At 63.5% G+C, this 12,417-nt stretch carries 11 protein-coding genes; 6 read left to right on the top strand and 5 right to left on the bottom strand.

Going from position 1 to position 12,417, the window contains the following annotated elements; all coding sequences use genetic code 11:
* Positions 1-34: 34 nt before the first annotated feature.
* Positions 35-1,486, top strand: a complete 1,452-nt coding sequence (locus CXR25_RS01980) for a helix-turn-helix transcriptional regulator (RefSeq protein WP_069599345.1) — start codon at positions 35-37, stop codon at positions 1,484-1,486.
* Positions 1,487-1,496: 10 nt separating this feature from the next.
* Here the strand turns inward: CXR25_RS01980 and CXR25_RS01975 are convergent, their stop codons facing one another.
* Positions 1,497-3,083, bottom strand: coding sequence for an FAD-dependent oxidoreductase (locus tag CXR25_RS01975; RefSeq protein WP_241212370.1), 1,587 nt, complete (start codon positions 3,081-3,083; stop codon positions 1,497-1,499).
* A 37-nt stretch (positions 3,084-3,120) separates the two neighbouring features.
* Between CXR25_RS01975 and CXR25_RS01970 the strand changes: the two genes are divergently transcribed.
* The 3 genes from CXR25_RS01970 to CXR25_RS01960 all read left to right on the top strand — a co-directional run bounded on the left by CXR25_RS01970 (position 3,121) and on the right by CXR25_RS01960 (position 5,097).
* On the top strand, positions 3,121-4,341 hold the full coding sequence (locus tag CXR25_RS01970) for a site-specific DNA-methyltransferase (protein ID WP_096162453.1): 1,221 nt from the start codon (positions 3,121-3,123) through the stop codon (positions 4,339-4,341).
* A 106-nt stretch (positions 4,342-4,447) separates the two neighbouring features.
* On the top strand, positions 4,448-4,654 hold the full coding sequence (locus CXR25_RS01965) for an FmdB family zinc ribbon protein (protein ID WP_009883448.1): 207 nt from the start codon (positions 4,448-4,450) through the stop codon (positions 4,652-4,654).
* Positions 4,655-4,800: 146 nt separating this feature from the next.
* Entirely contained in the window at positions 4,801-5,097 is a 297-nt protein-coding gene (locus tag CXR25_RS01960; RefSeq protein WP_009883449.1) for an antibiotic biosynthesis monooxygenase family protein, read from the top strand.
* Positions 5,098-5,128: 31 nt separating this feature from the next.
* Here the strand turns inward: CXR25_RS01960 and CXR25_RS01955 are convergent, their stop codons facing one another.
* Together CXR25_RS01955 and CXR25_RS01950 are read right to left on the bottom strand one after the other, a co-directional pair.
* Positions 5,129-5,863, bottom strand: a complete 735-nt coding sequence (locus CXR25_RS01955; protein WP_083248628.1) for a potassium channel family protein — start codon at positions 5,861-5,863, stop codon at positions 5,129-5,131.
* A gap of 40 nt (positions 5,864-5,903) precedes the next feature.
* Positions 5,904-7,238, bottom strand: a complete 1,335-nt coding sequence (locus tag CXR25_RS01950) for a TrkH family potassium uptake protein (protein ID WP_096146944.1) — start codon at positions 7,236-7,238, stop codon at positions 5,904-5,906.
* A 216-nt stretch (positions 7,239-7,454) separates the two neighbouring features.
* On the opposite strand from CXR25_RS01950, the gene CXR25_RS01945 reads away from it, so the two are divergent.
* Positions 7,455-8,912: an APC family permease gene (locus CXR25_RS01945; protein ID WP_125240338.1), complete on the top strand. Its 1,458-nt coding sequence runs from the start codon at positions 7,455-7,457 to the stop codon at positions 8,910-8,912.
* Positions 8,913-9,297: 385 nt separating this feature from the next.
* Here the strand turns inward: CXR25_RS01945 and CXR25_RS01940 are convergent, their stop codons facing one another.
* Positions 9,298-10,602, bottom strand: a complete 1,305-nt coding sequence (locus CXR25_RS01940) for an aminomethyl transferase family protein (RefSeq protein WP_241212369.1) — start codon at positions 10,600-10,602, stop codon at positions 9,298-9,300.
* 156 nt (positions 10,603-10,758) lie between these two features.
* Here CXR25_RS01940 and CXR25_RS01935 point away from each other — a divergent pair, with 156 nt between their 5' ends.
* The gene (locus CXR25_RS01935) at positions 10,759-11,619 is read left to right on the top strand and encodes a methylenetetrahydrofolate reductase (protein ID WP_101557109.1); all 861 of its coding nucleotides are present in this window, start codon (positions 10,759-10,761) and stop codon (positions 11,617-11,619) included.
* Between the two features lie 41 nt (positions 11,620-11,660).
* Here the strand turns inward: CXR25_RS01935 and CXR25_RS01930 are convergent, their stop codons facing one another.
* The gene (locus tag CXR25_RS01930; RefSeq protein WP_009883455.1) at positions 11,661-12,410 is read right to left on the bottom strand and encodes an IclR family transcriptional regulator; all 750 of its coding nucleotides are present in this window, start codon (positions 12,408-12,410) and stop codon (positions 11,661-11,663) included.
* Positions 12,411-12,417 lie beyond the last annotated feature (7 nt).

The following is a 12,417-nucleotide window of genomic DNA, read 5'->3' as shown; positions in this document are numbered from 1 at the left end:
TGTGAACCACGCCACGATGACGATTGGAGCCGCAATGACAAGCAACGAGACCGATCTGAGGGATGCAGAAGCAGAAGCGGATACCCTGAGCATCGGCAGAAGAATTCGGTTTTTTCGCAAACAGCGCGGACTGACCCTCACCGAGCTGGGCGAGAAGGTGGGGCGTGCAGCCTCCCAGATCTCGACGATTGAGAACGGCAAGCGAGAAACTTCTGTCACCCTGCTCAGCGCCATCGCGAAGGCCCTGCACACCGAGGTTGCCGAGCTCATCGACCCCACCCCCGTCGACGGCAGGCAGGCCCTTGAGCTCGAGGCCGAACGCAACCAGGCCTCCCCCATGTACTCCTCGCTGGGTCTGCCGCAGGTGCGGATCAAATCGCTGCCCCACGATGCGCTCGAAGCGATCGTGGGTCTGCAGAGGCAGCTGGGCCAGGTTCTCGAACGTCGGGCCGCGACACCGGAAGAGGCCCGTCGGGCCAACCGGGAGCTGCGCGAGAGGATGCGCGAGAAGAACAACTACTTCGCCGACCTGGAGGCCCAGGCCGCGGAGCTGCTGCGCTTAGCCGACTACGAGTCCGGCACCGTGTCACAGCGGCAGACGGCGATGATCGCGGAGAAGCTGGGATTCAGCCTCCACTATGTCTCTGACCTGCCGAATTCGACCCGGTCGATCTCCGATACCGCGAACAACCGTCTCTACCTGCCCAACGCCGATGCCGCCGCGGATCCGCGCTCCCATCTCCTCACCAGCCTCGCCGCCCACGTTCTCGGCCATGATTCCCCGAAGGACTTCAGCGAGTTCCTCCAGCAGCGGGTCGAGGCGAACTATCTGGCCGCGGCGGTTCTGCTGCCGCAGAGCGCTGCCGTGCCGATGCTCGTGGAGGAGAAGCGCAAGCGTGAGATCTCGGTCGAGCACCTGCGCGATATGTTCGGAGTCAGCTACGAGATGGCCGCCCACCGGTTCACGAACCTGGCCACCGAGCATCTGGGACTGCCCGTGCACTTCATGAAGGTCCATCGCTCGGGCACGATCCACAAGGCGTACTCGAATGACGGTCTGCCGTATCCGACCGACCCGCTCGGCGCCATCGAAGGGCAGTTCGCGTGCAAACGGTTCACCTCGCGCACGGTATTCCGGGTCGCCGACAGGTTCAGCCCGTACTACCAGTACACGGACACCCCGGAGGGGTCGTTCTGGTGCACCGCACGCGTGCTCCCCGGCGGTGACTTCGCCATCAGCGTGGGCGTTCCGTTCGCCCACGTGAAGTGGTTCGAAGGACGAGAATCACCGATCCGGTCGAAGTCGGCCTGCCCGGATCCCGCCTGCTGCCGGCAGGCGCCGGAGGACCTCGCCGAGAAGTGGGAGAACCAGGCGCTGCCCTCGGCGCAGATGCACGCATCCCTGCTCGCGGCTGTGCCCCCGGGCGCTGTCCCAGGCGTCGATGACACCGAGGTCTACGAGTTCCTCGAACGCCACTCCGGCTGAGTCGTACGTCTCAGTCGTCCGCGTCGGCAGGCCCGTCGAAGACCTGGTTCGCGATGCGTTCGGCCGTCGCCAGCGCCGAGGTGGCCCCTGACTTCGGGAGGCTTCTGACCATGGTGAGCCTGCCGCGCGTGGTCACCCGCAGCTCGTCCACGAGTGTGCCCTCGGCGTCGATGGCCTGTGCGCGGATACCGCGGGAGTCTGCCCGGACGGCCGAGGCGTCGATGGCCGGAACGAACTTCCGGATCTCCTCGACGAAGGCGGAGGTGCTCACGGCCGATTTAGCTCCACGGGCGGCGGTCTTCGCTGTCTGTGCGGCGAACTTCCAGAACCCCTTGAAGCCGACCGTCGATCCCATATCGCCGAGGTCGAAGCCGTGCTTGTCATAGCGTTCGCGCCCCAGGGACACGATGGTGTTCGGCCCCAGGACCAGTCCGTCGTTGATGCCCCTGACCACGGACCTCTCGGAGAACGGGGAACTCGGATCGGGAACCGTGCTGATGATGCCCCGGACCACCTCGGCGGGGGCGTCGACGGCGTAGTAGTCGCTGGTGAACGGGACGATGCGGGGGTCGTCGTCGAAGCCGGAGGCCACCGCCAGCCGGTCGGCTTGGAGGCCGGCGCAGACGATGACGAGGTCGAACACCTCCGTGCCCTCGGCACGATCCGGACGATCACGCTCGCGGGCAGCCGGGCGATCGCGCTCATGGGGAGCCGGACGTTCGCTCCCCGAAGTGGGATTGGTGAATCGGTCGCTGAGACTGCCGATCGTGTCTTCGACCTGTTTGAACCAGTCCTGAGAGCCGAAGCGGCTGCGCAGCTCATCGCGGAAGTCAATGACCGGTCCGGTGGTGTTGTCCCCGCGATACGTTCGCGGAGCCTCGTGCACCTGATCGTCGATATCGCTGCGTTCAGAAGACTCGTCGCGGCTTGAAGATTCGTCACGGCCTTCGGAATCGCTACTGCCGGCGGCATCGTCGCCACCAGCATCGCCATCGTCTTCCACCCCGTCGTGTGACTCCGGTGCTGCCGCGCGCATGCGCAGGCGAACCTCGTTGCTCATCACGTCGAAGCCGGTGACCTCTGTGCCGAAGCGGAACGTGCCGCCGGCAGCGCTGACATCGGAGGCGAGCGCCTCGGTCAGAGCAGTGAAATCGGTGACGGCCGTGTGCGGTGCGTACAGTGCGAGGACGCCCCTGGCGTTAGGTTCGATCTCCCGCATCTCCTTGCGGTCAAGCAGTCGGACTCCCGGGATCGAGTTCGCTTCGGCCCGGGCGAGGATCTCCTCGAGCCGGTCGGCCTCGTCCGTGTTCTGTGCAACGAGCAGCTGACCGCACTCGCGGTAGGGGATGCCGCGTTCGGACACGAACGGGACCAACAGCTCCACACCTCGGTGGGCGAGCTTCGCCTCCGGCGATCCCGGCTGCGCGGCGAGGGCGGGATCCACGACACCCGAGGTGTGCCCGCTCTGATGTGCGGCCACGCGTTCGGCCTTGTCGAAGACGGTGACTTCGGCGTCCGGGAACCGGCTGGTGATCTCGCGGGCGAGCGCCACTCCGACGATTCCGGCACCGACCACGGCCACTCGTGAAATACTCATACAGCAATCTTGGCACCGATCGCGGAGAAGGAGAAGGATGTCGACGGCCCTGAACTGGACTGGCAAGGACGCTGCCTTCGCACTCGGTCGACGGCTGATCTCCACGGATGCTTCCGGCCACCTCGGCGAGGGTCCGCACTTTCTTCGCGAGGGTGACACCTACGTGCCCACGATCGATGAGAACATGCTCGTCGTCGGGGACAATCTGCCGGCGCTGACCAGGCTGCTGGCCACGCATCGGGGGCGGATCAAGGTCGTCTACATCGATCCGCCCTACAACACGGGCAATGCGCTGGCGTATAAGGATCACGGGCACGATCACGCGAGCTGGCTGAACTTCATGACGCCGCGGCTGATGCTCGCACGCGAACTCATGCGCGAGGACGGTGTGATCTTCCTTCACCTCGACGATGGTGAGAGTGCCTGGGCGCAGCTGCTGGGGCACGAGATCTTCGGCGAAGATAATTCGCTGGGCACCCTGATCCATCAGCGTGCGAAGGGCGGAGGCAACTCCCCCTCCTTCGTCCGCGGTCACGACTACGTCCATGTGTGGGCCAAAGTCGCTGATCAGGCGGGTGCGTTCCTGACCGAGAAGAAGGCACCGGCGAAGCTGGAGATCATCGACGGCAAACGCATGCTCGTCGAGACCGATGTGCTGCGCGCCGGCTTCGGCCGCTACGCCCGCGGCCAGGAACGTCGGCTCATGTACGAGGACATCCTCGAGGTCAAGGGCCCAAAGAAGCTCGCCGAGGTGGATGCGAAGCTGGGCACGGGCGAATATGTTCTGCGTCCCTGGGGTCCTGCGGGCAAGCATGCCGTGGTGCGGGTGACGCCGGCAGAGAAGGCGAGCTCCAAGCTCTACTCGATCATCAAGGCCCTGGGCGGACAGAACGATCTCGAGGATCTCGGGCTGGGTGGGATCTTCAGCTATCCGAAGCCCGTCGAACTGGTCAAGACACTTGTGGCCTCACAGACCTTCTTCGACCCCGGGGCGATCGTCCTCGACTTCTTCGCCGGCTCTGGCACAACTGCGCAGGCGGTGATGGCGGCTAACGAACGCGATGCAGGCTCACGCACGTTCATCCTCATCCAGACCCCGGAACCGCTGCAGACGAAGAACGCGCGCAGCCTGGTCGGCGCGGACTCCGAGGACGGTTTCCCCGAGATCAGCCGGCTCACAGCGGAGCGGATCCGACGTGCTGCGAAACGCCACGACCCCGAGCTTCGCTTCACCGAAATCGCGGTGGCCGAGCAGTGAATTCTCGCCAGCACACTTGAGTCTTCCCCGGTGGCGGTGTAGGAATACATCAAGGCTGATCTGTCGGCGCTGATCCGTCGGCAATGATTTCGAGAAGAGTGATCTTGTGCCCACCTACGTCTACCGATGCACGACCTGCGGCGACACCGAACAGGACTTTCCGATGAGCCGGAAACCCGAATCCGTCACGTGCCCCGACTGCCACGGCACTGCCGATTCCGCGTTCACCTCACCCCACCTCGGCGCCGGTTCCGGTACTGCCTTCGGCGTCATCGACACGACGAAGAAGACCGCGGACGAACTGACCCGGTGAGAACTTCAGCGGAGATCCAGAATCGGATCGTAGGCTGAAGACCGACCGGCCATTGCCACTGGTTGCCGGTCGAAACCACAGCTCGACGTCGATCCCAGTCTCCGGACTCGCCTCGGCGTCACGAACCCTCTTCTTTAGGAGCGTCTATGTCAGTCGTCGCCATCAACACCCTCACCGTTCCCGAAGCTGCACGCGGCGAACTCGAGAAGCGCTTCGCTGCGCGCAAGCACTCCGTCGACGGTTCACCCGGCTTCGAAGGCTTCCAGCTGCTGCGTCCGGTCTCCGGCGGTGACCAGTACTTCGTCTACACCCAGTGGGCCACACGCGAAGACTTCGAGAACTGGCGCCAAGGCCGCAAGCCTTCACACGAGACCAGCGGCAAAGAACCGGTCTCGGAACAGGCCAACCTCCTCGAGTTCGAGGTCGTCGACCTCGGCGAGTGACGACCGCCGTCGACGAGGGCATCGGATCGCGCTAGCTGTCGTTGTCCTTGTCGAGTTCGCTGAAGGTCTCCACGTTCCGCGGGGTGCCGGCGATGAGGATCTCATCGTTGGCATAGAGCGTGACGTCACGGTCGGCGATGTCCCATGAGCCGCCGCCATCGCGTTTGAAGGCGACGATCGTGACGCCGTATTCCGTGCGCAGACCCAGCGATGCCAGCGGAACGTCGGCGACTCGCACCGGCGGTGTGGTTCTGGCAAGGACGAAATCCTCGTCGATGGGCAGGAAGTCCGAGATGTGTCCCTTGATGAGGTGGGCCAGGCGTCGACCCATGTCGTTCTCCGGGCTGACCACATTCTTGACCCCCAACTGATGCAGGATCTCGGCGTGGGGTTCGGTGATGGCCTTGGCCCAGATGTGCTGATTGCCCAATTTCAGGATGCGTGAGGTGATGAGGATGCTCGCTTCGAGGTCGCTGCCCACAGCGATGACGACCCGGTCGACCTCCTCGATGCCGATCTGGCGCAGGACCGTCTCATCGGTGGCATCACCGCGGGAGACGTAGGTCAGCACCTCGGCGTGTTCCGACACGACCTCCTCGGAGATATCGATGCCGATGACCTCGACCCCGTGCTTGACGAGCTCCCTCGCCAGGGATCCTCCGAAGCGGCCCAGGCCGATCACGGCCACCGCTCCATGTCGGGCGGCAGGTTTCGGATTTCCGGCGAAGAACACCGCGGGCCGAGACAACCATGACTTCTCATTCATTTCGACGTCCTCTCTGGACTGTCAACGGTACTGTCATCCATCAGCCGATCAGCGGCCTTTCCTTCGGCAGTTCGAATCGTTGCGGGCGCACTCGCAGTGCCAGCACCGAGGCGATTGTCACGGGGCCGAGTCGCCCCAGGGCCATCGTGATGATGATGACCACCTGACTGAGTCCCGGCAGATCTGTCGTGATCCCCGTCGACAGCCCGACGGTGCCGAAGCCTGAGATGACCTCGAAGAGGATCCGATCGAGGCCAAGCGACGGAGCATCGAGCATGATGATCATGGTTGCGGCAACGATGAGAGTCAGGGCCAACACGATGACTGTCGTCGCCTGCCTGTGCACGGACCGGGACACTCGCCGTCCGAGCAGGTTCACTGCTCGACCGCCGGTGAACTCTGTCCAGGTCATGGCCCCGAGCACGAGGACGGTCGTGATCTTCACACCACCGGCGGTACCGGCGGGTCCGCCTCCGATGAACATCAGGATGTCCAGTCCCAGCCAGGTCGCGGGATGCATCTGCGAGATGTCGACCGAGTTGAACCCGGCCGTGCGGGTGATCGTGGACTGGAATGCCGAGGCCTGGATCTTGCCCCAGGCGTCGAGAGTCCCCATGGTGTTCGGGTTGTTCCATTCGATCATCGCGATGTAGATCGTCCCGCCCACGAGCAGCACCGGTGTCATGACGACGACGGCTCGGGTGGTCAGACTCCAGGTCAACGGTGACCGGTAGCGTCTGGCCAATTCGATGACCACGGGATACCCGAGGCCGCCGAGGATGACGGCGCAGCTGATCGGGCCGCAGATGAATGGGTCCGCCACGAAGTCCATGAGGTTGTTGCTGCGCAGACCGAAGCCGGCGTTGTTGAAGGCTGAGACCGCGTGGAAGACCGCGTTCCATATTGCAGCACCCAGCGGTTCGTCGTAGAAGAGGCGCAGGCGCAGGAAGAGTGCCACAGCGACGACGAGCTCTGCCCCCACGGCAAGCGCGACGATGCGCCGCACCATGGGTCCGATTCCTCCGATCGTTGAGCTCCTGGTCTCCGTGGCCACGGACTGGCGAAGCCTCAGACCCGCCTTGCCCGCCACCACGATCGCCAGGAGAGCGGTGAAGAGGAGGACGCCGAGGCCGCCGATCTGGATGAGGACGAGGATGACCGCCTGACCGAAGAAGGTGAAATCTCCTCCGGTGTCGAGAACCGCCAATCCGGTCACACTCAGCGCCGAGGTGGCGGTGAAGAGTCCCGACAGCAGCGAGATGCCGCCCGGTGCCACCGTAGCTGCAGGCGTCATCAGCAGTCCCGTACCGATCACGAGGGCTGTGAGGTATCCGATCACCACACGGGTGATGGCATCACGATGAGTGCTGTGCACAGCGAGAAATCTAGCACCAAGACACCCACCGAAACCGTGGCACGGCAAACTCACAGCACGTGTTCTCGCCGCTTCACATGCGCTGGATGAAAGCCGACTTGCGCTGCGCAATGGCACCCGCGTCCGTTTCGGAGCTGACGTTGAGATTACCGGCCGGAAACTCTCAGAATCCTGCTACTGTGCACAACAGCACAGTAGGTTGAAGAGAGGGATGCGATGTCGCACCAGCAGCAGACAGAGGTCGATGACCGAGGCCACGGTTTCGTCAAGGCGCTTGGCTCAGTCGATGCACTATTCATCGGATTCGGGGCGATGATCGGCTTCGGCTGGGTCGTCCTCACCGGAGAATGGCTCAGCGGTGCCGGCACCCTGGGTGCGATTCTCGCATTCGTCGTCGGCGGCATCATCATGTGCTTCGTCGGCACGGTCTATTCCGAGATGGTCGCGGCCATGCCGCACGCTGGAGGTGAGCACAACTATCTCATCCGGGCGATGGGTCCCAAGGTCTCGCTCTTCGGGTCCTGGGCGATCACCGGCGGCTACATCAGCGTTGTCATGTTCGAAGCAGTCGCAGTGCCGAAGACCGCCCTGTATCTGTTTCCGAATCTCGAACACATCAAGCTGTGGACCATCGCCGATTCCGATGTGTATCTGACCTGGGCGCTTGTCGGCACCGTGACCGCAATCATCATCGCCTGGATCAATATTCGGGGCGTCAAACTCGCCTCGCTGGTGCAGACATTCGTCGTCTCGTTCCTCATCATCGTCGCGTTCCTCCTACTGGCCGGTGGCCTGACCGGCGGCGAAGCTGCCAATGCCGAGCCGCTCTTCACCGGTGGCGGTGCCGGTTTCATCGCCGTCGTCGCCGTTGTGCCCTTCCTGTTCGTCGGCTTCGACGTCATCCCGCAGTCGGCGGAGGAGATCAAGCTCCCGCCGGCCAAGATCGGCAAGCTCGTCGTCGTCTCTGTCTTCATGGCGATCGCGTTCTACGTCATCATCATCTGGATGACATCACTGGCGATGCCGGCCTCCGAGCTGGCCACCCACGACCTCGTCACGGCCGACGCGTTGGCGGCGATGTTCAATTCCGCCTTCTGGGGCAAGCTCGTCATCGCCGGTGGGCTCGCCGGCATCATCACCTCGTGGAACGCATTCCTCATGGGCTCGTCCCGCCTGATGTGGGCCATGGCCGTGGCTGGCATGATCCCTGCCTGGTTCGGCAAGCTGCACCCCAAGTACCGCACCCCCGTCAACTCGATCATCTTCATCGGAATCCTCTCGGCCCTGGCCCCGTTCCTCGGCTCGGCCGCTCTGGGGTGGATCGTCGACGCGGGTTCACCGGCGATCGTCATCGCCTACTTCCTCGTCAGCGTCGGGTTCATCATTCTGCGCAAGCGCGAACCTGCGATGGACCGTCCTCTGCGCATCGGCGGCAAGGGCAATGGCGGCATGATCATCGGCATCATCTCGGCCGTGCTCACCTTGGCGCTCTTCATCCTCTATCTGCCCATCACCCCGTACTCCGCGCAGCTGGCGTGGCAGTCGTGGGCGATGTTCGGACTCTGGCTCGCCGTCGGCATCGTCTTCATGTTCCGTCTGCCCACCGGCGTCAAGGCAGGACCCAATGCGGAAAACGAACTGCTCGCGAAGGTGAAGTCACTGCGCAAGAAGTGACCCGCTGAGGGGCCACCGCGGTGAGGAGCAGCCTGAGACACAGAGACTGATCCGCGGAGGCTGAACCGCAGTGCAGAACGGTTCCAGTTTTATGAGAGTGCGGCCATCGGAGACAACTCCGGTGGCCGCACTTCTTTGCGCGATCGCCGGCGGGCTACCCCTCACCACAAGCAGCAAATCACCCCGCCGCACATGTATGAATTGGCACTTCCGGTGCCTCGAGTGAAACCAGCGGTTGCTATTGGCGCGGGGAGGAATTGGAGTTGCGGGTGTCAGGCAGAGGCGAGCGCGGCCACCGGCTTATCGCACAGTGACCGCGCTCGGATCAGGGGAACGCAATCTCGAGGCAGAGACCGCTCGCTAGACAGTCACTCACCGCTGCGGATCAGACGGCGGCGTCGAGGCCCCGGCCCTTGAGCAGTTCGCGCTGGTTGGGATTGACGCTCGAACGGAACGGCATCTCCACCACCTCGGCGCGGACGGGCTCTCCCGGGTTGTCGGCGAAAGGCTCGGGCAGGTGCACCCAGTACTCTGTGCCCAACGCCGTGGCTCCAGCCGGCACATGGGCCATCGCGATATTGGCCTCAAGCTCCGGCGAATACCACGGTGAGGTCACATAGCCGACCGACTCACCATCTGCACTGGCGCTGACCAGCCAGAAGTCCGGCGCGTAGTCCGTGATCGGTTTGCCGCCGACCAGAAGCCCCACGAGCTGCGTCTTGAACGGTGGAGTTCCGGCAGCGATCTGCTCACGAACAGCTTCGAGCTTGGCCTTGCCGACGTAGTCGGCCTCCTTCTTCCGCGGCACCTGGTAGCTCAGGTTCACCTGGAACGGGTAGGTCTCGAAGTCCATGTCCTGGCCCCACGAGAGGATTCCCGCGGCGATCCTGCGGTGATGGCTGGGGGCAACGACCTTGAGGTTGTAGGGAATGCCGGCGGCAAGCACCGCGTTCCACATGTCCTCGGCGTACTTCGTCGAGTCCTTGAGGTAGATCTCGTAGCCTTTCTCCCCCGTGAACCCGGTCTGGGAGATGATGACGTCGTGCCCGCCGACCTGGGCTTCCATAAGTCCGTAGCTGGGCAGCGTGCGTCCCTCTTCACCGACGAGGTCGGCGATGACGTCGACGGACTTCGGTCCCTGAACCTGCACCGGCGAGACGTCGATCTCGGCGATGGTGACGTCGAATCCCTTGCCGACGTTGACGCCCTGCAGCCAGAGCATGAGATCAGCGTCGGAGAGGCTGAACCAAAATTCGTCGATCGCCACTCGCAGCAGGATCGGGTCGTTGAGGATGCCTCCGGCTTCGTTGCACAGGATCACATAGCGCGCTCGCATGACGGGGATCTTGGTCGCGTCGCGGGTGATGACATAGTTCACGAACGCCTCGGCGTCGGGGCCCTTGACCTGAATCTGACGTTCGACGGCGACGTTCCACAAGGTCACGTCGTTGACGAGGGACTGGTACTCGACCATCATCCCGCCGTCTTCGCGGGGCACATAGCCGCGCGGGTGATACATCCGGTTGTAGATCGAGGCCCGCCAGCAGCCTTCCTGCATGGACAGCTCCCAGTACGGTGACTTTCGCACCCGGGTGTCGATGAGCATCTCGACCGGCGTGGGGCCTGATTGGCGTAGGTTGATGGGGACTAGTCTGTCGCTTTGGTCCACTGATGGAACGTTGTTGTCCATGATGTTCCCTGCCTCAAACAGTTCTATAATATGGAACTGGATTCCCATATTATGGGTACAATTAGTGTAGGATCGAAGTATCGGCGGACGCAAGGGTTTCCGAAGAGAATCATCATTCGTCGACCACTTCCCAGGAGCCTCTCAAGGGAGCCGAGGATGTCACAGGAAGTTCTGGCCTCACTGCTGAAGTCCGCGCGGTACGAAATCCTTCCCACCGCGGGCGTGGTCGACCGTGTCCACGAATATGTCGTACCCGGCCGCGTGATCACCGTGACCGCCTCGACCGGCCTGACTCTCGAGGCGACTCTGTCCACGGCAGAACAGCTGCAGGCGCTCGGCTTCACTGCCGTCCCCCACATCGCGGCACGGATGGTCCAAGGCAGAACCGAACTCGAGGAGATCGTCGACCGCCTGACGCAGGCCGGCATTGATCGGATCTTCGTCCCGGCCGGCGACGCCACCCCTCCAGCGGGTGGCTATGCGGGGGCACTCGACCTCATCATCGACCTCGCGAGCATGGCGGCACCGATCCAGCACCTCGGCGTCGGTGCCTATCCGGAGACGCACCCGCTCATCCCCGACGATGTCACCGTCCAAGCGATGTGGGACAAACGCGACTACGCCACCCACCTCGTGTCGAACCTGTGCTTCGACCCCGGAACCATCGCCACCTGGCTGGCCAGGGTGCGAGCGCGCGGCATCGACCTGCCGCTCATCCTCGGCATCGCAGGCAAGGTAGAACTGGCGAAGCTGGCCCGAGTCGCAACGAAGATCGGGGTCGGCGAATCGACGCGGTTCCTGCGCAAGAACACCGTCACATTCACCAAGATGGCCAAACCCGGCGGCTACAACCCCCGGAAGTTCCTCGACAAACTCTCTCCCGTCCTGGACAACCCGAGCATGGGCGTGGCCGGGCTGCATATCTACACGTTCAATCAGATCAAGGACACGGAAATCTGGCGGCGCAGGCAGCTTGCGGCACTTGGACACAACGACGAGGTCCCAAGCACCTCCTGAGGAGGTAGGTACGGGCCCGGCCCGCGAGACCATGCCCGTGTCTACCGGTGAGTGACCTTGCGTTTAAGGCTGCGGGAGAGCAGACCGGCTTCGTCGACGAGGAGTTTGCCGACGGTCTCGTGGTGGTCGGCGATGCGCATGGTCGGACCCGAGATGCCGACGGCCGCGACGACCCTGCCGTCGAGGCCGAATACTGGTGCGGCCAGAGCATCGAGGCCTTCCTCGAACTCCTCGTGCACGATCGCATACCCACGTTCGCGCACCTCGGCGAGGTTGTCCATGAGCTCTTTCCGCGATCCCAATGTGTAGGGGGTGCGCCGTTCCAAACGGCCCGAGGGTACTGGAATGATCTCGAAGGCGTACATGATCTTGCCCAGTGCCGAGCAGTGCGGCGGCACCTCGACATCGACCCAGTTCGTGGCGCCGAGGACGAAGGTCGAATCGACCTGTGCGATTTGGACGACGCCGGTGGAGCTGGGAACGGCGAGGTTGACCGTCTCACCGGTCTCTTCACTCAGCCGCTGGAGAGTGGGATCGGCGGCGGTCACCAGAGTTTCAACCCGGTCAAAACGCGACGCGTAAGTGGCGAACAGCGACCCGCCGCGATAGAGCCCGTCCCCGTCACGTTCGACGAGCCCGTTACGTTCGAGGGCGGAGAGCAGGCGTGAGACTGTCGAGCGCGCCAACTCCGTCGACTCCACCACCTCTGTGTAGGAGATCGGGTCATCCGCCTTCACCACCAGCGACAATATCTCTGCCGCACGATCGATCGACTGGGTCCCATTGGTCATAGCGCTC

The sequence above is a fragment of the Brevibacterium aurantiacum genome, from assembly GCF_003932995.1.
GTDB classification, from domain to species: domain Bacteria; phylum Actinomycetota; class Actinomycetes; order Actinomycetales; family Brevibacteriaceae; genus Brevibacterium; species Brevibacterium aurantiacum.
Note: the sequence above shows the minus strand (reverse complement) of the source record. Positions and strands in the feature narration are given on the sequence as shown.

Bases quoted from the DNA above. Each gene is read 5' to 3' on its own strand.
- CXR25_RS01940 (WP_241212369.1), bottom strand. From the start codon at position 10,602: ATGGACAACAACGTTCCATCAGTGGACCAAAGCGACAGACTAGTCCCC.
- CXR25_RS01935 (WP_101557109.1), top strand. From the start codon at position 10,759: ATGTCACAGGAAGTTCTGGCCTCACTGCTGAAGTCCGCGCGGTACGAA.
- CXR25_RS01980 (WP_069599345.1), top strand. From the start codon at position 35: ATGACAAGCAACGAGACCGATCTGAGGGATGCAGAAGCAGAAGCGGAT.
- CXR25_RS01930 (WP_009883455.1), bottom strand. From the start codon at position 12,410: ATGACCAATGGGACCCAGTCGATCGATCGTGCGGCAGAGATATTGTCG.
- CXR25_RS01975 (WP_241212370.1), bottom strand. From the start codon at position 3,083: ATGAGTATTTCACGAGTGGCCGTGGTCGGTGCCGGAATCGTCGGAGTG.
- CXR25_RS01945 (WP_125240338.1), top strand. From the start codon at position 7,455: ATGTCGCACCAGCAGCAGACAGAGGTCGATGACCGAGGCCACGGTTTC.
- CXR25_RS01955 (WP_083248628.1), bottom strand. From the start codon at position 5,863: ATGAATGAGAAGTCATGGTTGTCTCGGCCCGCGGTGTTCTTCGCCGGA.
- CXR25_RS01960 (WP_009883449.1), top strand. From the start codon at position 4,801: ATGTCAGTCGTCGCCATCAACACCCTCACCGTTCCCGAAGCTGCACGC.
- CXR25_RS01970 (WP_096162453.1), top strand. From the start codon at position 3,121: ATGTCGACGGCCCTGAACTGGACTGGCAAGGACGCTGCCTTCGCACTC.